3 protein-coding genes are annotated in these 23,573 nt (G+C 45.3%); all 3 read left to right on the top strand.

All coding sequences use genetic code 11. From position 1 onward, the window contains the following. The first annotated feature begins 9 nt into the window (after nucleotides 1-9). Nucleotides 10-7,458 (top strand): KR domain-containing protein, encoded by a 7,449-nt coding sequence (locus N3I35_00465; protein MCX8128559.1) that lies wholly within the window; start codon nucleotides 10-12, stop codon nucleotides 7,456-7,458. Beyond that, complete coding sequence (locus N3I35_00460) at nucleotides 7,459-23,190, top strand: SDR family NAD(P)-dependent oxidoreductase (GenBank protein MCX8128558.1); 15,732 nt, start codon at nucleotides 7,459-7,461, stop codon at nucleotides 23,188-23,190. It abuts the gene before it with no gap. Between the two features lie 14 nt (nucleotides 23,191-23,204). Further along, a partial coding sequence (locus N3I35_00455) for a condensation domain-containing protein (GenBank protein MCX8128557.1) occupies nucleotides 23,205-23,573 on the top strand: 369 nt, incomplete at its 3' end.

Here is a 23,573-nt window from a genome sequence, read left to right as displayed (position 1 = left end):
AGGATTCAGATGTCAAAAGTGTTTTCAAAATCCAAAGTTGATATCGCTATTATAGGTATTCATGGGCGGTTTCCGCAAGCAGAGACTAGAAAACAGTTCTGGATGAATTTATGCGAAGGCAGAAATTGCATTGAAGGTATACCTGAAGAAAGATGGCATGGAATTTTTGGTGAAAATACCGGACCTTCCGATCCAAGTATAAAAAAATGGGGAGGTTTTATAAAGGATATAGATAAATTTGATCCCGGACTGTTTAGGATTTCTCCAAAAGAAGCAGCGGAAATGGATCCTCAGCAGCGCTTGTTCCTGGAGTCTGTCTGGACGGCTATGGAAGATGCCGGCTACGGCAATCACCGGAAAGAATCGGCTGGCAGGGTCGGTTTATTTGTTGGTGCCATGTGGCATGAATATTCGCTTCACAGCCATACATACAGTTACATGCAAAATAAATACGGCGGGCCGGGCTCGCTGATGTGGGCAATAGCCAACCGTACTTCATTCATAATGAACTTTAAAGGCCCAAGTATTGCTGTAGACACTGCCTGCTCATCTTCAGCCGTAGCAGTTCACATGGCTTGCCGGAGTTTACTTTCGGATGAGTGTGATATGGCTGTGGCAGGTGGGATTAATCTGAATACCCACCTGAGGAAATTTGATTATTTATCCCATGAAAACTTATTGGCTTCAGGGCCAAAAAAATCCTGCTTTCAGCCAGGGTCTGAAGGGTATCTTCCCGGAGAGGGAGTTGGGTCTTTGCTTTTGAAGCCGCTGCAAAAAGCCGTAAATGATGGAGATAAAATTTATGCAGTGATTAGGGGAAGTCATACCAATCATAACGGCAGCGGAATGTTTTTCCGGACACCTGATTCGGAAGCTCAATGCAGGCTGTTGTGCGATGCGTATAAGAAGAGTGGGATTGACCCCAGGACTATAAGCTATATTGAAATGTCTGCGTTTGGTTCGGAAATGGTGGACATAACAGAACTGGCAGGACTGAGCAAAGCCTTCCGGCAGTTTACTGGTGATAAACAATTCTGCACTCTTGGAACTTTGAAGCCGAATATCGGGCACCTTGAGGCAGCCTCAGGCATTGCCCAGATTATCAAGGTTTTGCTCCAGCTCCAGCACCGGAAATTGTTACCGTCCAGATTTTGCGACCCTGTTCCTGAAGATTTGTTTTTGGAAACAAGCCCATTCAGTTTACAGAGGGAGTTGAGGGATTGGAAGCAGCCGCAATTGAAGAGAGGAAGAAAAGCCGGGAATACCCCGCGAAGGGCGGGAATAAGTTGCTTCGGGGCAGGTGGCACCAATGTACACCTGATATTGGAGGAATACATTGCCCCGCAGGTTTTTTCAAATACTTCTGCTGCTGATTATGTGAAACGGGAGGAAAGCTTGATAATTCTATCAGCAGAACAGCCGGAGGTACTGGATGAATATTTGCAGAGACTATCTAGTTATATTAAAGAAAATACAGACCACACCGGGATAAACTTGCAGGATATGGAATACACCCTGCAGATTGGGCGTGAAGCAATGAAGGAGCGGATAGCTTTTATTGCATACTCACCGGAAGACTTGTCAGCAAAAATAGACCGGTATTTAAAGTCTGAGAATACCGAGATTGAGGTGTTCAGAGGTACGGCTGCGTCAAAAGTACGGGTTGCTGTCAGTGCTGAACAGATGAAAGAAGCTTCTTTGGCAGAGTTGGCCGCACACTGGGTAAGGGGAGCAGTGATTGAGTGGCGGCAGCTATATAAGGACAGCAAGCGTATGAGAATTTCACTGCCTACTTATCCTTTCCTGCGTCAAAGTTATTGGCTCAAGCACCATAATGAGACAGAACCGCATATAAAGGCTGATGCCGGGACAAATACTACTTTTCAGAGTCAGGAGAGCAGAACCAAGCAGCAGGTTGTGAGCTGCCTGAAAGAGTTATTGGCTGAAGAACTTGGAGTGTCTTACAAAGCTTTGGATGAAACAGAAATGATATGGAACTACGGGTTGGATTCTCTAAGTATCAAAAAACTTAATGCACAAATTAAAAAGAAATTCGGGAAAATACCGTCTACAGTGTTTTTTGATTGTCAGACTATATCGGAACTAGCTGATTATCTGATGGAGAACTGCAACAATGAAAAAATTTGTGCCATAGATATTGATTCAAATCAGAAAGAACCTGAGTCGTACATTTCCTGCTCAAATCAGGAACAGACTGCCGTACGAACATATAAAAAATCCGTTTCAATACAGGAAGATAAGTATGATACGACAGCAATCGCCATTATAGGCATTAGCGGCCGGTATCCCATGGCGGACAATATCTCGGAGCTCTGGGAAAACATAAAATCAGGACGCGATTGTATTACCGGAATACCGGAGGAACGTCTGGACTACTGGCAGCAGTTTGGAATAGAAAGCAGCATGAACAAATCAAGCTATGCCCAATGGGGCGGCTTTATAAAAGATTTTGATAAATTCGATCCTTTATTTTTCAATATTACGCCAAGAGAAGCGGAATTGATGGACCCTCAGGAGAGGCTTTTTTTGCAGACAGTATGGGAAGCCATAGAGGATGCCGGTTATGCAGGCCAGGGGCTGGGGTCTGTTTCGGGATGGGAAAACGCGCCTGTAGGAGTTTTTGTGGGAGCTATGTGGAGCGAGTACCAGATATTCGGGGTGACTGAAGCTCTGAAAGGAAATCTGATCAGTCCCAGTTCGGCTTTATGGTCAATACCGAACAGGGTTTCTTACTTTTTCAATTTTTCAGGGCCAAGTATGTCTGTAGATTCAGCTTGCTCCTCTTCTTTAACCGCAATTCATCTTGCTTGTGAAAGCCTGAAGAGAAACGAATGTGCAGTTGCCGTTGCCGGAGGCGTCAGCCTTTCCATGCATCCTGTAAAGTATGTTTATCTGAATCAGCGTAAATTTGCATCCAGCGACGGGAAATGCAGAAGCTTTGGTGAAGGCGGTGACGGGTATGTACCCGGTGAAGGTGTAGGAGCGGTTATATTAAAACCTCTTTCACAGGCGGTCAAAGACGGCGACCATATTTACGGGGTTATCCGAGGCAGTGGAGTGAGCCATGGAGGAAGGGCAAACGGGTATACTGTTCCAAACCCGAAAGCTCAAGCTGACCTCATCAGAAATGTTTTAAACAAGGCCCGGGTAAACCCCAGGGATGTAGGATATATAGAAGCTCACGGTACGGGAACGGCGTTGGGTGATCCCATAGAGGTAGAGGGCTTGACAAAAGCCTTTAGAACCGGAACACCGGAAAATCAGTTTTGTTCCATTGGATCAGTTAAGTCAAATATCGGGCACTGCGAAAGTGCTGCAGGTATTGCAGGTTTGACAAAGGTACTTCTCCAGATGAAGTACGGGCAGTTGATTCCCTCGTTGCACTCCAAGGTGCTGAATCCCAACATTGACTTTATTGATACTCCTTTTAAAGTTCAACAGGAACTTGCGGAGTGGAAGCGGCCTGTAGCCATGAATAACGGACAATTGAGGGAATGTCCCAGGATCGCGGGCATCTCGTCTTTTGGAGCAGGTGGCTCCAATGGTCACATTCTGGTTGAAGAGTACATTCAGGAACCGGACAGAAACAACTGGGTCGGTGACATACAGCAGCATCCTGTAATTATCCTCTTGTCTGCAAGAAGCAGCGAACAGCTTCACGAACAGGCCAGGAGGCTATTGGCTGCTGTACGGCAAAAGCAGTTCTCTGATTCCGAGCTGGTTAGTGTAGCATACACGCTTCAGGTAGGGCGTGAAGCCATGGAGGAACGCCTGGCGATGATTGTTGACTCTGTCGGGGATCTTGAAAGAAAACTTGGTGATTTCCTGAGCGGGCGGGGTAATGCTACAGATATCTGCTGCGGGCAGATTAAGAGCAGTAAAGAAGCTATGTCGGTTTTTACAGTTGATGAGGAACTGAAAGAGGCAATCGATAAGTGGATACAAAAGGGGAAATATTGGAGGCTTCTGGAATTCTGGGTAAAGGGACTGGCTATAGATTGGAACAAACTCTATGGCGATAAGCGGCCGATGCGTGTAAGTCTGCCTACATATCCCTTTGCAGGTGAGCGCTATTGGATACCCGGCAGTGCTATGCGGTGCGAAGCTGAAATATCCGGACTGCAAGTAGAAGAAGGTCATCAAGCGAAGAGAAAATTATGCCTGCTTGAGAAGAATTGGGAATTGTGTACAGCAGCTCCGACGAAGAACTTTTATAAAACTGTTGCAATATTGACAAAAAGTGAAACTGAGGGACTGGCAAGCCAGCTTTCTCAATACTTCAGCAGCAGCAGAATTTTTAACATAGCAGAACTGGAATCTCAGATAGGACAGCCGGAAGCCGTATGGAAAGAATACGACGGCTGTATTGATTTGACAGGCTGTGGAAGTGTGAAAACCGGCTTGTCTGTATGGATAGAATGGCATCAGAAATTAATTGAATACGGTCATAAGGATGGAATGATGCTGTTATGTGTAAGCAATGGCTTGGAATCGTACCGGAATAATAGGGTAGACTTGACCGGAGCGGTTAATGCGGGATTATACCGCATGCTCCAAAGTGAATACGGGCATTTGTCATCACGTCATATGGATTCGGATTTGGAAATTGGGGATAAGGCTCTTGCAGAGCAGATAGCATGCGAGTTCCTTATGGATTGCGAGGAGTCCGAGGTTTGCTACAGGGATGGAAAACGTTACAGGGCTTTTCTCAAGGAAACAGATGAAAGCATCAAAAAACATGAAGCATTGAAGTTTCCTGAAGGACATGTCCTGTGGATTACCGGCGGGACAAGAGGATTGGGCCACTTATGCGCAAAGCACTTTGTCACGAACTATGGCGTTAAACGGTTGGTGTTGACCGGACGGGAGAGTATTCCTCCGAAAGAGCAATGGAGTTCCTTAAAGCGCCAAAATACCTCCATTGCACAAAAAATCAAGGCCATAGAGGATTTGGAAATGCTGGGGGCACAGGTGCATACGGTTTCAGTTTCACTGACGGACGGAAATGCATTGCGTGATGTTTTGACAGAAGTTGAAAATACAATGGGCAAAATCGGAGGGGTTATACACTGCGCAGGTATCACCGATGCGGAAAACCCTGCTTTTATCCGCAAGTCCGTAACAAGTGTGGAAAGAGTCCTTGAGCCCAAGGTTTATGGATTGGACAAGTTATACGAAGTATTTTCGGACAGGCCTTTAAAGTTTTTTGTCCTGTTTTCATCCGTATCGGCCATTATTCCGACTTTAGCTACGGGACAGAGTGATTATGCCATGGGAAATGCATACATGGACTATTTTGCAGAAGCAAAAGTAAATTCGTATCCTGTCATCAGTATCCAATGGCCCAGTTGGAAAGAGACCGGTTTTGGCGAGGTAAAAAACCGTGCATATCTGCAGACCGGCCTGCTGAGCCATACGGACACTGAAGGTTTACAGCTTCTGGATTGGATTCTGTCCGCAAACACAAGTGCAGTGGTACTGCCGGCGGTGGTCAATCCGGATTTATGGAAGCCACACTGTCTGATGCAGCGCAGAATTGAGGGGAATATGCAGAAACCCGGTATGGCTGCCGGAAGAGTTGAAAAAGGTCCTGCTAAAAGTTCGGGTACGCTTTTACAGACAATTCAAAGATGGCTTGCAGAAGTGTTCTCAAATGAGTTAAAGCTACCTCCTGAAAAGCTGGATATGGATAGGACCTTCCAGGATTATGGAATTGATTCCATCCTAATGGCGCAGCTGACTAACACAATAAGCAAACTTGCAGCAGACAGCCTGGACCCTTCCATAATGTATGAATACTCCAATATCACCGCTCTTTCCGCATGGCTTGAGAATACTTATGCTGCAGAAATATCCAAAGCATTGGAAATACCCGGACAAGAGAGCCACGATTCAAATACTCGGAATTCAACAACAATTGAGCAGGTTTTTCCTGAAGCTCAGGCAACTGATGGTGAAAATTCCCGAATCAGAAGGGAACCAGGTACTCAGGACATTGCAGTTATCGGGTTATCATGCCGTTTTCCAGGTGCAGAAAATCTGGACGAATACTGGAACCTGCTTTCGGAAGGACGGTCTGCTATAAGCAGTGTGCCTGACGAAAGATGGGGGTATGCCGCTGATTGTTTTGCAGCATTGATTGATTACAATTTGTATTTCGATCCGAAATCCTTTCTTATTTCCGAAGAGGATGTAAGGGCTATGGATCCTCAAGCCTTAATAATGCTCGAAGAAAGCTTTAAGGCTTGGCATCATGCAGGCTATGGGCCTAATGAGATCAAAGGAAAATCCATAGGGGTTTATATAGGTGCAAGAAGCCAGCATTGGCCTGATGAAATAAGTTTCGGCAGGACCAGGAATCCTATTGTAGCTGTCGGGCAAAACTATCTTGCTGCAAACATCTCGCACTTTTTTGACTTGAGAGGGCCAAGTGTTGTCGTGGATACGGCATGTTCCTCTGCTTTGACCGGGATGAACATGGCAATCCAGGGTTTGCTCCTGGGAGAGACCGAGTGTGCAATTGTCGGAGGGGTAAGCCTTTTAAATACCGACAGGGCATTCAGGATATTCAAAAAGAGGGGAATTTTAAGCAGGGAGCCATACTACCATGTATTCGATAAACGCGCTAATGGAGTGGTACTTGGTGAGGGAGCCGGAGTGGTCCTGCTGAAAACTCTGAACAGAGCTCTAGAGGATGGCGACCGTATCTATGCAGTTATAAAGGGGTTGGCCATAAATAATGACGGGAGGACTGCAGGTCCGGCAGCGCCAAATATCCAGGCGCAAAAAGCAGTTCTGCAATCTGCCCTGGCTAAAAGCGGCAAAAAGCCGGAGGAAATAAGCTATATCGAAGCAAACGGATCCGGCTCGGAGGTAACAGACTTACTGGAGCTTAAAGTGATTCAGGCTATATATAATTCGCCGGGCAGGTCTCCGCTGGGAATAGGATGCATAAAGCCTAATATCGGGCATCCCTTATCTGCCGAAGGCATTGCGAGTTTTATAAAAGTTGTGTTAATGCTGCATTACGGGGAATTGGCCCCCTTTTTATCAGGTGATCAGCCGATGCCACATTATGATTTCAAGTCATCACCATTCTGCTTTTACAAGAAGCATATCAAGTGGCCGAATAGTTCCAAAGTAGCAGCGGTTAATTGCTTTGCAGACGGAGGTACCAATGCCCATGTTATTGTTGAGGCCTGGGACAATCAAAGCTTGTACCACATAAAGAGGCGGCCGCTACCATTACAGGAATGGAAAGGGTCTAGTATCCGCCCGACGGGAATAGCTGCTTCATCAGTGACAATTGAAGGTGATAATTTTATAACTTCTTATGAAAAACAGGGTAATCCGGTACATAACAATGTACCTTTTAACGAAAATCAGAAATCTGACAAAAAGATAAATGCCTGGAAGAAGAAAATAGTGGAGGTATAAATGCGAGATCAAATAGTTTTGGATTTTGACCATCCTATGATAAAAAACCATAAGGTATATAATCAGAACCTATTGCCCGGCATGGCTTACATCGATATGATATATCAGCTTTTCAGGGAGTATGGTTACGACTATACGAGGCTTGAGCTCCGCAACCTATCCTTCTATAATCCTCTGGTGGTTGGAAAAGATTTCAGCATTATCCTGGATGTTCAATGTACTGAAATAAAAAAAGGGCACTGGCAGGTAAAAGTGGAAGGCCAGGAACAGCGTAATGAAGATACCGACCTTGTAAAAAAGCTTTATATTACTGCTGAAATTCATGAAGGAGAGCCTGTCCGGTTTGATGAAACACTGGATTTGGATTCCATGCGGCAGTCTGCAAGGAAAGTAACCAGCATGGAAAAGTATTACCGCCAGTGTTTGAGCCACGATCTGGTGCATACCGGATTTATGAAAGCTGAAGGAAATGTATATGATATGGGTTCAGAGCTTCTGGCCGACATTTCTATTGGACCAAACGCTGCTTCCAGCTCTTCTGATTTTATGTTTCATCCGACCCTGATTGACGGCGGCGGAGTCAGTTCGGAAGGATTGTTTTCAGAAGGTGAAAAAAGGTTGTTTCTTCCTCTGTTTTATGAATCATTCCGTGCATCATCACTTTTTCAAAAACATTGTATAACTCTGATCAGACCCTCATCCATGAAGCGGAAAAAGGATATTACCTATTTAACAATGGAGTTTTATGATGAAAACGGAAGAAAAATAGCAGAACTTAAAAATCTAATATTCAAGCTCGTACGCGAGACCGGGCTGATTAATCCTGACTTGAAGGAAAATACAATGCCCGGAAAGGAGAGCCGCACACTTGCGGTTCAAAAGCCTGTATTCCAGCGTGGACAGAATGGCACGGAAACCGGTACGGCTGGTACTTCACCTGTTAAGACAGCTCAGAAGCTTTTAAAACAAATAATTTCAGAGCTGCTGCTCATGCCTGTGAATGAGATAGAATCAGACATGGGTTATTATGAGATGGGGCTGGATTCACCAAAACTGCTGGAGGTAGTGAAGGTAATAGAAAAAATGCTTTCCATACAGCTTTCACCTACGCTGCTGTTTGAATATGCAACAATTACGGAACTGGCAGATTACCTGTCAAAAACCTATCCCGAAAAGCTAAGTCAAGATAAAACCGTCATACAGCCTCAGGACAGCCATATGCAAGAGAAGGCATCCATGCCCGAAATAACAGTATCCCAGGCTGAATATGCCGGAAAAGAACCTGTACTGCATGAGGATGTTGCTGTAATCGGTATGGCGGGACGCTATCCCATGGCAAGAGACCTTAATGAGTTTTGGAATAACCTGCTTGAGGGGAAAGACTGTATAACTGAAATCCCAGAATCCCGGTGGAACTGGAAAGAGTACGGGGGGATAAAATCCCCTACAGGGAGGAGTATATCTATCTGGGGAGGGTTTATTGATGACCACGACTGTTTTGACCCACAGTTCTTCCATATCTCGCCAAGGGAAGCAGAACTGATGGACCCTCAGGAGCGGTTGTTTCTTGAAACCTGTTGGGAAGCAATGGAGGACGCGGGATATACTCCGGAAACACTGGTTTTTCCAAAGGGCCCGGATAAAAGAAGGCGTGTGGGGGTATTTGCTGGAGTCATGCATAAGGATTACAGTCTCGTAGGAGCTGAAGCTCTATCCAGGGGGCAGGTATTTCCACTATCTCTCAATTATGCACAAATAGCGAACAGGGTTTCCTATTTCTGCAATTTTCACGGGCCAAGCATGGTCATTGATACCGTGTGTTCTTCTTCTCTTACGGCAGTTCATATGGCTCTGGAAAGTATCAGGCACGGGGAGTGTGAAGCAGCTTTTGCGGGGGGAGTGAACCTGTCGCTGCATCCAAATAAGTATATATCTTACGGGTTGGGAGGATTACATTCCAGTGAGGGTTATTGCAGGGCTTTTGGCAAGGGGGGCGACGGATATGTTTCAAGCGAAGGTGTTGGTGCAATCCTGCTAAAGCCGTTAAGTAAAGCGATCCAGGACAGGGATCACATTTATGCAGTTATAAAGGGAAGTTCAATTAACCATGGAGGAACTGTTAGTGGGATTATGGTTCCCAGTCCTGTCGCTCAGGCGGATATGATAGTTTCATGTTTTGAAAAAACCGGAATCAATCCCAGAACCATAAGTTATGTGGAAGCTCACGGGACAGGCACATCACTGGGTGACCCTATAGAGATGCAGGGATTGGTTAAAGCTTTCAGTCATTATACAGGGGATCGGCAGTTTTGTTCCATTGGCTCGGTAAAATCAAATATTGGACATCCAGAGGCAGCTGCGGGTATAACCGGGATAATTAAGGCAGTTCTTCAGCTTTACCACAGGACTCTTGTGACCTCCCTTCATTCTGAGGAGCTAAATCCTTATATTGACTTTGAACAATCTCCGTTTTATGTACAGAAAAAAACGGAAGAATGGAAACAGCCTGTTGTTTTGGAGGACGGGCGGCAGATAAGCTTTCCGAGACGATCAGGAATAAGCTCTTTCGGAGCTACCGGCTCAAATGCGCATGTGCTTCTGGAAGAGTATGTAAAATACCCTGCAGCAGTAACGGTTAAGAAAGACGGTCCCGTAATCATACCACTTTCAGCCAGGAATAGAGAACGGCTAAATGAATATGCTAAAAAACTTATCAGATTTTTAAATGGGATACATGCCGCTAAAAATCAGGCAAGTATAAAAGGGGATAATACAGAAGGACTACATAGAACTCTGAAAAACAGAACTGTTAAAATTCTTTCTCAGATACTCCATATGGAAGAGGAAGCATTTGAAGGCGAATCGGATTGGGGCGAGTTAGGCATCCAACCGTTTCAGATTGTGAAAATACTGGAAGGCCTTCAGGAAGAATTTAAGGTGGAAATCAATATTAGGGATATAAATGAAGTAGGCTCCACAGACTCCTTTGTAGCCAATATCATAAATAACAACAGAGCTGCGTTTAAACCTGCTCATAATGTTTTATGTGAAGGGTTCGATATGGAAGAAGAGCCTGATATATGCCTGATTAATCAGAATATAGATATAGTAAACCTGGCTTATACTTTACAGGTAGGGCGAGAAGCCATGGAAGAAAGAGTTGCATTTATCGTCCGTGATGATCAGGAACTGATAAACAAACTGACTGCCTTTGCGGAAAACATGGAACCTATTGAAGGCTGTTGGCAGGGGCAGATAAAAAACAACAAGGATACTATAGAAGCCATAAATGAAGATCCGGAAACCCGGAAACTTGCCGATGAATGGATTGTTGAAGGTAGCCTTGAGAAAGTAGCTCAATTGTGGGTCAAAGGTTATGCTCTGGACTGGAACTTGCTTTACGGTGAAAACAAGCCTGAACGTGTCAGCCTGCCTACATATCCCTTTGCAAGGGAGCGCTACTGGATACCTGAAGGTAATATAAAAAGACAGCATGTATTTAATGAATCAGCCTGCCTTGACATGGGGAAACAGGACGAAAAAATACAAGTCGTCCCGGAAGAAAAAGTGCAGGAGCCCTATGAATTGATGACATTTGAGGAAACATGGGAGGAGCAGGCACTGCATGAACTAAATAAAGTTGATATAAAAACTCTTGCAGTTTTCAGCACGGATTGCAAAAAACGGCAGGAAATTGCTGATATGGTTAGGGATATCGATAAAAGTGTTGAACTTGTATTTATTTCACAGGGTCCAGAGTATAAACGGGTATCACGGCAGCAGTACGTCATTTCAAAAAGCAGCCGTGATACATATGAAATGGCTTTTAACAGCATAAAGAAAGACTATGATAATGTGGATGCAATGCTATACCTGTGGGCACAGGAGGATAAGGACTGCATATGGGATTATTCATGCATTGTATATATATTGCAGGCCATTACGGCTTCCAAATTGAAGCCGGCAAGACTGTTATTGGCCGCGCATTTCGACAATTGGCTGGAACGCTGCTACCTTGAATCATGGATCGGGTTTGAGCGTTCATTAGGACTTGTTTTGCCCAATGTAAAAGTTGCATCGGTATATATGGATTACTGCGGCAGAAGTATTGAAACATCCATAAAGGAATGGATGAAGTTGCTGTGGAGAGAGCTTGAGGCAGGGAGCCCACAAAGTGTCCTTTATAAAAATGAAAAACGGTTTGAATATCGCATGAAGCAGACAGAGATAAATAAAGGCGGCAGGATATTGAGAAAAGGAGGAACCTATCTCATTACCGGCGGATGTGGAGGACTCGGATTCCTCTTTGCTGAGTATCTTGCAAAAACACAGTCGGCAAATCTTATTCTGACAGGCCGGTCTCCTATGAGTGAAAAAATCCAATCTAAAATCAATCACCTGGAAGGCTTGGGCAGTAAAGCTTTATACATACAGGCAGATGTATGTGATTTGAATGGAATGGGAAAAGGGCTGAAACTGGCGGAAGAAAGATACGGAAAGCTCCATGGGGTAATACATGCTGCAGGAGTAGAAGCGGGAAAAAGTGTATTGGAAAAGGAAATCCTGAGCTTCCAGAAGATATTGGAGCCAAAAATCAAAGGTACGCTTGCGTTGGATGAACTGCTCCTGGATGAAAAATTGGATTTTGTCTGTTATTTTTCATCATCTTCAGCAATGCTGGGGGATTTCGGTTCATGCGATTATGCTGTGGGCAACCGGTTCCAAATGGCCTATGGGGAATACCGCAACCATTTACATAGCGGAGGACAGCGCCATGGTAAAACGGTCGTAATCAACTGGCCTCTTTGGAGAGATGGCGGAATGAGCGTGGGAGATGAAGAAAATACAAAAATGTATCTCAAATCCAGTGGACAGAATTTTCTTGAGGCTTCAGAGGGGTTGGATATATTTGAATCCTTACTGACCGAAAGTAAGGCACAGCATCTGGTTCTGGTGGGACAACCCTCCAGAGTGAAACGCTTCTTGGGTATAACCGGGGAAAAACCCGGAATACCTTCTTATACCGTTCTTGCTTGCCAGGACATAAGAATACATGCCGGACATGGCAGCAAGGCTTTGGAACAGTGCCTTGAAGATGATATAAAAGGGATTATTGCCGGATTGCTTAAATTGCAAAAGGAAAAGCTGGGTAAGCAAACAAACTTCGCAGATTTTGGGTTTGACTCCATAAGCCTTTTGGAATTTGCTATCAAGCTTACAGATTATTATGGAATAGAAATTACTCCTGCGGTTTTTTTTGGTTGTCCTACAATAGAAAAGCTGGTTCAATTCTTTTTGAAGGAACACAATGCAGCAGTTGCAGGGTTTTATAAAGAGCATTCCATTGAAAAAAACAGCGAGGAAATAAATCCGGCTATCCTGAAAGCAAGTGATACTAAGGTTCTGAAAACAAATGAATATCCACCTGTAAATGACCTGGGAAACACTTATGAACCAATAGCAGTAATAGGAATGAGCGGTCGTTTTCCGGGTGCCGATACGGCAGCACAGTTATGGAACAATGTAAGGGATGGAAAAAGCTGCATTACAGAAATCCCGGAAAATCGCTGGGACTGGCGTGAGTATTACGGAGATCACCGGCAGGATGAAGAGAAAACCAATTCCAAATGGGGGGCCTTTCTCTCAGATGTTGACAGATTTGATCCCCTGTTCTTTGAGATTTCCCCAAAAGAGGCGGAACTTATGGACCCTCAGCAGAGGCTGTTTTTGCAGGAAGCATGGCACGCTTTTGAGGATGCGGGATATATGGGCAAACGTATTAGAGGAATGTCATGCGGGGTTTATGTCGGCGTCGAGGAGAGCCAGTACGGATCATTCAACGATCAAGATGGCAGGATAAACAGCAACCAGAATGCAACACTATCTGCGCGGATTTCATATTACCTGGATTTGAAAGGGCCTAATATGGCATTGACGGCTGCATGCTCCTCGGGACTTGTAGCTGTTCATCAGGCATGCCAGGCTTTGCACCAGGAAGAATGTGAAATGGCTCTGGCAGGTGGTATAAGCCTGCTGCTTTCACCAATGTTGTATGCAGGTTTCAGTAAAGCCGACATGCTTTCTTCAGATGGGAAATGCTATGTGTTTGACCGGCGCGCAAACGGGATGGTTCCTGGTGAAGCGGTTGCTGCCATTTTACTTAAGCCGCTGTCAAAAGCCATACGTGACAAGGATCAAATTTACGGCTGCATTAAGGCCAGCGGTGTGAATTATGACGGGAGAACAAATGGTATAACTGCTCCAAACCCTTTCAGCCAGGAAGATTTGGTCAGAAAAATATATAAAAAGTATAATATAAACCCGGCTGATATCGACTATGTCTTGTCTCACAGCATAGGGTCAAAGCTTGGAGACTCTATTGAAATCCAGGCATTGAAAAAAGCCTTCGGGACTTACTCAGACAATAAACAGCGTAGTATTATCGGCTCTATAAAACCATTGATAGGTCATACCTTTGCTGCTTCCGGGGTAGTTGGCCTGATAGTAATGCTGATGGCAATGAAAAATAATACTATTCCGTCTACGCATAATTATGAAGCCTGCAGTGAATTGATAAATTTTGCTGATAGTCCGTTTAATATATGTAAAGAAAATAAACCATGGAACTCCAGAGTTGGTCGTGCCAGATTGGGAACGGTCAGCACTACGGGAATAAGCGGAACAAATGCCCATACAGTTATTGAAGAGTATATCGGGCAAGCTGAGGCAGATCCGGAAAATCCCGCTGGCCCTGTATTATTTGTGCTGTCTGCAAAAAGTATGGAACGGCTGAAAGCTTATGCAGAAAGTATCCTGGATTTTGTAGAATCCTATGAAGGCCTTAATATGACAAAGCTGGCATACACCTTACAGGTTGGGCGTGAAGCAATGGATTACCGCTTGGCGTTTTTGACTTGCACAAAAAGTGAACTGCGAAATAGCCTTCAGGGATTCATTAACGGCAACAAGCAGAAGGAAGTGCTGGTATCACAGCTTAAGAGGGAAAAGAACGGTATAAGCTTCCTTGAAGCAGATGAAGACATAGGAGTATTGCTGCAAACGTGGCTGCAGGAGCGAAAACTGGATAAACTTGCAGAGCGGTGGGTTAACGGTCTGGATGTTGACTGGGAGCAGCTTTACGGTGAAGACAGACCGGGATGCATCAGCCTTCCAGTGTATCCTTTTAGAAAGGATCGCTACTGGAAAGCCGGGTTTAAAGCTGTTCATCCGGACAGCAGCGCTGCAGGAAAAGAAACGGACCACTGTCTGCATCCGCTGTTGCACAGCAATACATCAAGCTTCTATGAGCAGCGGTTCAGTTCTGCCTTCAGCGGGAGGGAATTTTTCCTGTCCGAACATATGGTGAAGGGCCAAAAGGTCTTACCCGGAGCTGCCTGTCTTGAAATGGTGCGGGCGGCAATAGAGCAGTCAGCCGGAGAGAAGGGAGCAATCATATCCTTGCAGGATATTGTTTGGGCAAAGCCGGTTATTGCAGGAAAAGGAGCGTTAAGGGTATATATCGGGCTTATGCCTGACCAGGAAGGACAGATTTCCTTTGAGATATGCAGCAAGCCTGAGGCGGCGGACGCGGAGCGGATAGTCTACTGCCAGGGCAGTGCAATATGCCATAAGGCTGAAGAAACAGCAGCCTGTGATATTCAGGAAATAAAAAACAGGTTTAGTCAAATACTTGCATCATCGGACAGGTTTTATGAGATTTTCAGGCAAATGGGAATAGAGTATGGTCCGGGACACAAGGGAGTTGAAACGATTTATGCCGGTTCTGAAGACGGATGTCAGAATCAGGTGCTTGTTAAGTTATCCTTGCCACCTTCTGTTTCGGGCACGCTGGGGAACTTTGTGCTTCACCCGTCACTGTTGGACTCTGCCCTGCAGTCGGTAATAAGCTTTTATATCAGGCCGCAATCTGAAGGAATCAACAACTCCATTGAGCTAATCCTGCCGTTTGCCATGCAGGAAATAGAAATATACGGCGGATGTTCGCGGGAAATGTGGGCACTGGTAAAGCTTTATGGCAGTAATGGTACGGGTGACGGAATCAGAAAATATGATATTGATATGTATGATGAAGCAGGAAGAGTATGTGTACGCATGAAAGGCTTTTCCACAAGAGTGGTGGGGAATTCAGGAGATTTGATTGAATCACCTGAAAGCCGTACATATGAAGAAGATAAAAAATATGTAGAAGCAAAAGCTGGTGCTGTAGTTTCCTATGAAAAGGTTGAAGACAATAAAGTTTTACCGGAATTATCACAGGATTCCGTGATGGAAAAATCCGTCGGCTACTTTATGAAATTGATATCATCCGCCATCAAGCTTCCCGTCAGTCAGATGGAAGCAGATGCACCAATGGAGAAATACGGAATAGATTCGCTGATGGTAATTAATCTTACCAAACATCTTGAAAAAATATTCGGTTCACTCTCAAAAACATTGTTTTTTGAATACTATAGCATCAAGTCGCTTACGGAGTATTTTGTCAAGAACTACAGGGGACAACTCGTTAAGATACTGGGAATTGAAGATAAGGCTGTACTGACGGAGAAGCCCGAATATCAGGGTTTGGGAGACACTCTGCCAAAACCGGATTCAAGGAAACTCAGGCTGATGACCGGCAAGGCGAGTGGAGAGGGAAGAAGAGAAAAGGAAGAAAGTGGAGCATTGGACATTGCTGTAATCGGAATTTCAGGAAGGTATCCCGGCGCACGGAACCTCAAGGAATTTTGGACAAATTTGCGGGATGGCAGGGACAGTATTGTTGAAATACCAAAAAACCGGTGGAATCACGAGCTATACTTTGACAAGGACAGGAACAGACCCGGAAAAACTTACAGCAAATGGGGAGGATTCCTTGAGGGAGTAGACCTCTTTGATTCGCTGTTCTTCAATATCTCCCCACGGGAAGTTGAAAAAATGGATCCACAGGAAAGGCTGTTCCTCGAGTGTGTCTATGAGACCATGGAGGATGCCGGGTATACACGGAAGACATTTGGGTCGCATTCCGGGTCCGGAATGGGGGGAAATGTAGGGGTATACGTAGGAGTAATGAATGAGGAATACCAGTTCTTTGGTATACAGTCACAGGCACAGGGCGGGACGCTTGCCGTTCCGGGGAATCCTGCTGCTATAGCAAACCGTGTGTCTTATTGGTGCAACTTTAACGGGCCGAGCATGGCCGTAGACACCATGTGTTCGTCTTCTCTTACAGCTATACATCTGGCATGCCGGGGTATTGCCAATGGCGAATGCGAGGTAGCCATTGCAGGGGGCGTTAATATCTCAATTCACCCAAATAAATATCTGCTGCTCTCACAAAGCAATTTTGTATCAAGCAAGGGACGGTGTGAAAGCTTTGGACAGGGGGGGGACGGATATGTTCCCGGCGAAGGAGTCGGAGCCGTTCTGCTAAAACCTCTTTGGAAGGCTATTTCAGACAGGGATCATATTTACGGAGTAATCAAAGGCACATCCGTTAACCATGGAGGAAAAACAAACGGATTTACAGTTCCTAATCCTAACGCACAGGCAGGTGTCATAGCCCAGGCTTTCAGGAAGGCAGGCATAAACCCGCGTACAATAAGCTATATTGAGGCCCACGGGACAGGTACATCCCTGGGAGATCCTATAGAAATCACCGGTTTGACAAAGGCTTTCAGGGAATATACCAAAGAAAACCGGTTTTGCGCCATAGGGTCGGCAAAATCCAATATAGGGCACTGTGAGAGTGCAGCCGGCATTGCAGGGGTGACAAAAGTCCTGTTGCAGCTTAAACACCGGCAGTTAGTACCTTCACTGCATGCTGAAGTACTGAATCCGAACATAGACTTTTCGAACACACCGTTTGTCGTACAAAGTGAGCTTTCCGAGTGGAACCGTCCTGTGGTGGAAGTTAATGGGGAAAAGCGGGAGTTCCCAAGGATTGCAGGCATTTCATCCTTTGGCGCAGGGGGCTCCAATGCACACGTTGTCATAGAAGAATACATACCGGAGGCTTCCGGCACAACCCAGACTGCAGCTAAGACAAGCAACCCCGCAGTGATTGTGCTGTCCGCGAGGAATAGATCTCAGCTTCTGGAGCAGGCAAAACGTCTGCTGTCTTTCATACGGGAAGAGAAAATACAGGACAGCAGCCTGGCTGATTTTGCCTTCACTCTTCAGGTGGGGCGCGAGGAGATGGAGGAACGTTTGGCCTTTACCGCAGCATCCTTCGGTGAGGTTGAGCGGAAGCTGAATTCCTTTATAGATACCAATGACAGTAATGAAGAGGTTTATTTGGGGCAGGTACAGCACAATAACGAGACTATTGCGGTATTCACTGCAAATGAAGATCTGAAGGAGGTTATTGAAAAATGGACAGTACAGCGGAAGTACGATATGCTAATCAGTCTCTGGGTCAAAGGTTTACAAGTGAATTGGGATATTCTTTACAGCAAAGACAAACCCCATCGTATCAGTCTGCCTGCATATCCTTTTGAGAGGGAGAGGCACTGGGTACCCGCAGCTGAAAACACGACGGAAATAAGCACCTCTTTACCTTCATCTGCTCTTAAGACTATTCATCCATTGCTGCACCAGAATACTTCGGATTTGCTGGAACAAAAGTTCAGCTCAGTATTTTCAGGTAATGAATTCTTCCTGACAGACCATATTGTAAAAGGGGTAAGTGTCCTGCCCGGTGTCGCATGCCTTGAGATGGCGGGAGCGGCTGTATTACAGGCCGCAGGAAGGTTGATTGAAGGACACGGAAAAGGATTTTTCCTTAAGGATGTTGTCTGGATCAGACCAGTCACAGTAGGCGAGGGGCCGGTAAACATAGATATCGGGCTTTATCCTAGAAATAACGGTGAAATCGCCTATAAAATCTTTAATGGGGAAAGTAAAGATGGAGCCGGGGAGATAATATACAATCAAGGGTTTGCTGTTCTTAACGAAATTGGGGAAGCACGTTATGTGAATCTCAGGGAATTAAAGGAAAAATGCAATAGAAGCAGTATTCCAGCGGAACAGTGCTATAAGGCCTACAAATCAATGGGGCTGGATTACGGTGCCGGACACAGGGGAATAGAAAATATTTATTTAGGAAATGATCAGGTACTGGCAAAGTTGTCCTTACCTTCTTCAGTATCACATACCGGAAACCACTTCTTATTCCATCCGAGCCTTGCAGACTCAGCCCTCCAAGCAACTATAGGTCTGACAATGGAGGTCAGTGAAGGTATCCAGCCACTCCCACAGCCTGAATTGCCCTTTACCTTACAGGAGCTGAAAGTATACGAAAGATTTACGGATGAAATGTGGGCTTACATCAGATACGGTGACAGCAGTGAAAAAGAAACAGGTAAAAGGAAATTTGATATTGATATATGTGATAGCGCAGGAAAAGTCTGTGCAGAGATAAGGGGAATTTCACCGAAAAGGCTGGAGGGAGAAATTCAACCTGTAAATTCCCGGAAGCAAAATACAAGTACTGATTTAAATACTGTTCCTGTTGGAAATGTCATGATGCTTCCCGTATGGGACAGATTTCCCCTTAAAAAGGAAGAGCCATTTCCTTTATTGACGGAACAGGTTCTGGTAATCGGAGGAACTGACAGGGAACGTGATGCGATCAGGGGTTTTTATAAACAGATATGTGAATTGGATATTGAGACAGAAGACAGTACTGATACTATTTTACATAAACTTAAAGCCTGCGAAGAGATAAACCATATTGTATGGATTTCTCCATACAGTGAAGTAAAATCGCTGGATGAAGACAGAATAATTGATGAACAGGACAGGGGAGTAATGCAGCTTTTCAGAATAGTTAAAGCAGTGCTCCGTCTGGGTTATGGAGAAAAGAAGCTGGGATGGACAGTTATCACTATTCAAGCACAACCCATTCTGGATACTGATTCGATAAATCCTACTCATTCCGGTATTCACGGATTGGTAGGTTCCTTGTCCAAGGAGTATCCGGGCTGGATGATGAGGCTTGTTGATACGGAAGCCGGAAGTGATCTGCCTGTCAGCGACATATTTGCCTTGCCTCCGGATCGTCAGGGGCGTGCCTGGGGCTGCAGGAACAAGAACTGGTACAGACAGCAGCTAATACCTGTCCAAGCTGCCCGGCCGGTCAAAAGGATGTACAAAGAAGGCGGAGTATATGTGATAATCGGCGGTGCAGGCGGGATCGGAGAGGAATGGAGCGAATACATGATCTGCGCTTATAAGGCACAGATAATCTGGATCGGCAGGAGGGAAAAAGACGGGGCTATACAGGCAAAAATCGATCGGTTGGCGGCATTTGGGCCTGCTCCGGTATATATTGCCGCCGATGCTGCAAGTAAAGAGTCGATGATGCATGCCTATGAAGAGATTAAAAGGTCATACCCAAGAGTTAACGGAGTAATACATTCGGCAATGGTATTATCTGGACAGAAGCTTGCGGTTATGGGTGAAGAGGAGTTTAAAGCATCATTCATGGCAAAGGTAGCCGTAAGTGTAAGGATAGCTCAGGTATTTAATAAAGAGGCGCTGGATTTTGTGCTGTTTTTTTCTTCTATAATGTCATTTGCCAAAGCACCAGGACAAAGTGACTACGCATCCGGATGTGTGTTTAAGGATGCGTTTGCAGGATGGTTATCCAGAGAGTGGCCATGTACGGTCAAAGTAATGAACTGGGGGTATTGGAAGTCTAAAGATAAATGTATTTCCGGCACAGAACCGCAGATGGTTCAGACATACCGCAGACTGGCTGAAATAGGTGTAGGCCTTATTGAGCCTCCGGAGGCAATGAATGCTCTGGAGATACTACTTGCCGGATATGTAGACCAGATTGCCTTTATGAAAACGACAAAATCCCTGACTATAGAAGGGATGGATAGCAGGGAATTGTTTGTTATAGATGAAAACGGCGAAATTAAGCGCCGCCAGCAGCTAAATGGAATTTCGCAACAGAAGGGTATAAGTGTAAATGAGTCAGGAAAGCAGAAGTTAAAGGGAGACTGTCCGGGAGAATGCTTTGAAGAGGCTGCTGATGATTTCCTGAAGGCTGGATTTGTAGAGTACCTTAAGAAGACTGTTAGTGAAGTATTGAAGCTGCCGGTGAATAGAATCAAGCAATATGAGGCTTTTGAAAAGTATGGTATCGATTCCATTATCGGAGTCCAGTTGTCCAATAAGCTGGGTGAGGTATTGGAGGATATAAATAATACATTGTTTTTTGAATTCCAGACTATAGAAGCCGTTGCAGGACATTTTGTAAAAACCCGGAAAGATTCACTGATAAGTTTGCTGGGTTTAAGAGGCAGGGAACCGGAAGAGGGTTCTTCATGCGAAGATGAATTATCCAGTGGGTTACTCAAAAAAGAGTATGGAGAATTCTCCGGTTTGAGATTTATTAAACCGTTGTCAGAAGGTGTAAAGGAAAGTCAAAGATTACAAGCTTCACAGGAAGATATAGCGATTATCGCCGTTAGTGGGCGTTATCCGAAGGCAAATACGCTGGAAGAATTCTGGAATAATTTAAAGACAGGCATGGATTGTATAACAGAAGTACCGGAGGACAGGTGGGATACCAGTACATACTTTGATGAAGACAGAAACAGGTCCGGGAGAACATACTGCAAATGGGGAGGCTTCATAGACGGAGTGGACGAATTTGATCCCCTGTTTTTCAACATGTCACCCCGGGAGGCTGAAGTTACGGATCCACAGGAGCGCCTATTCCTTGAATGTGTCTGGAACCTGCTGGAAAGCGCGGGATATACCCGTGAAGCCATAAGGAGCATATATGAGGGTAGAGTCGGAGTTTATGCCGGTGCCATGTATCAACAATACCAGGCCCTTGACTCGGATATTGACAGGGAATCCGTGGTTTCCCTGGCTTCGTACAGTTCCATAGCCAACAGGGTTTCTTACTACTTCAACCTTAATGGGCCCAGTATTGCTGTAGATACTGCTTGTTCATCGTCGGCAACAGCTATCCATATGGCTTGTGAAAGCCTGCACAAAGGGGACTGCAAGTTGGCAATTGCAGGCGGTGTCAATCTTTCCATCCATCCTAAAAAATACCTTGGTTTAAGCCGGCTTCAACTGATAGGCAGTCATGACGGCAGCCGAAGTTTTGGGGACGGAGACGGGTATATTCCTGCTGAAGGGGTAGGAGCTGTCCTGCTTAAGCCGCTCTCCGAAGCGCTAAAGGACAAGGATCCCATACTTGCAGTAATCAAGTCCACGGCAGTTAATCACGGCGGGCGCAGCAACGGATACTCGGTTCCAAATCTGAATGCCCAGGCGCAGTTAATTGAAGATAATTTCAAAAAGTCGGAAATTGATCCGCGTACGGTCAGTTACGTTGAAGCGGCTGCTGCAGGGTCTGCATTGGGCGATCCTATTGAAGTTGCAGCATTGACTAAGGCTTTCAGAAAGTTTACGGAAGAAACCGGGTTCTGTGCAATAGGAACAGTGAAATCGAATATTGGTCACGCAGAGGCGGCATCAGGCATATCGCAGCTGACCAAGGTGATTTTACAGATGCAGCATAAGAAACTGGTACCAGCCATAAAGATAAATTCATTGAATCCTAATATAAATTTCGATAGAACGCCCTTCTATCTGACACATAGTGTCCAGGAATGGAAACGTCCCAGGATAAAAAGGGGCGGAGAAGAGCAGGAATATCCCCGCCGGGCTGTAATAAGCTCTTTTGGCGCGGGAGGTTCAAATACCCATTTAATCGTAGAAGAGTTCATTCCTGAACATGTTGAAGAAAAGACAAGTCCTGTGACTCATACACAAATTGTTGTCTTTTCGGCGAGGAATACCGACAGGCTGCAGGCAGTTGTCAGACAAATGCTGGAATATGTAGAGAAAAGGCCGGAGTTGTTACTGGCGGACTTGGCGTATACCCTCCAGACAGGAAGGGAAGAGATGGAATTCCGGCTAGCTCTGGTGGTGAATACACAGAAAGAATTGATAGACGGAATGAAGACATACCTGAATCAGAATGGAAAAGATGTGGAAACACAATCTCCAGTTGTATGTTTTACAGGGGATACGGAGAGGGAATACAGGATTTTTGAAAATGCGCCAGACGGTGGGTCAGATGATAACACTGTATCGAAGCTGTTGAAGGAGACCAATCTAAAAGAGCTTGCACTTTACTGGGTCAAGGGTGGGAAAGTTCCATGGCAGCAGCTGCATGAAGGAAATAGTGTTCGCAAAATACCGCTTCCTACCTATCCTTTTGCCAGGGAACGCTGCTGGATTACCGGAAGTACGGGTGAATACGGCAGAAATGATACCGCCCCGGCACCAGTAGAGAATAAATGGGAAATTCAGGCTGAAGCAGCAGGGGATGCTGACAGCAATGTTAAGGACTATATTACCCGGTTTTTAGCCCTGGAGCTAAAGGTTGACCGGAGCAAAATCAAGGTGGACAGGAATATACACGATTACGGTGTGAACTCAATTACAGCCATGAAGCTTATACGCAGTATTGAAGAAACATATCATGTACAAGTTACGGGAAGGGAAATTATCAAGCATACTACGGTTAAATCCCTGGCAGGGTATATTACAGAAAGGCTGAAAGGCGCAGAAAACGGAAACGCTCCGGACAGAACCGGAGTAACCGGAAAAGAATATTCAGATAAGGATATAATGCAGATTCTGGAAGAGTTCAAGCTTGGTACATTGTCACTAGAGGAAGCGAAAGAACTCGTATAATAAGGAGGTCCAAGATGACAAAGGAAAGCATTCTCATTGAATATAGAGAGGGTAAGCTGACCATAGCTGAGGCACAGGAGAAACTCAGGGAACTCAGCAATCAATCTTCCCGGAGACCACTTTCAGAGGGACAGAAGGGGCTGTGGATGCTGCAGAAGATGTCACCCGGCATGAGTGCATACAATGTTCCCATATGCTTCCGTACCGGCGGCAAACTTGATGTTGAAAAGTTCAAGCAGGCCTGCTTCTTTGTCCGGGAGCAGCATCCCGTATTAGGGAGTGCAATAGTCGAAATAGACGGTGTACCTTATCAAGCCGTGCAGCCGTCCAGCCCTTTGGATTTCCGCCAGGAAGACATATCACATCTCAAAGCCGGGGAGATT

Source organism: Clostridia bacterium (assembly GCA_026414765.1).
Lineage (GTDB): Bacteria > Bacillota > Clostridia > Acetivibrionales > DSM-27016 > SKW86.
Note: the sequence above shows the minus strand (reverse complement) of the source record. Positions and strands in the feature narration are given on the sequence as shown.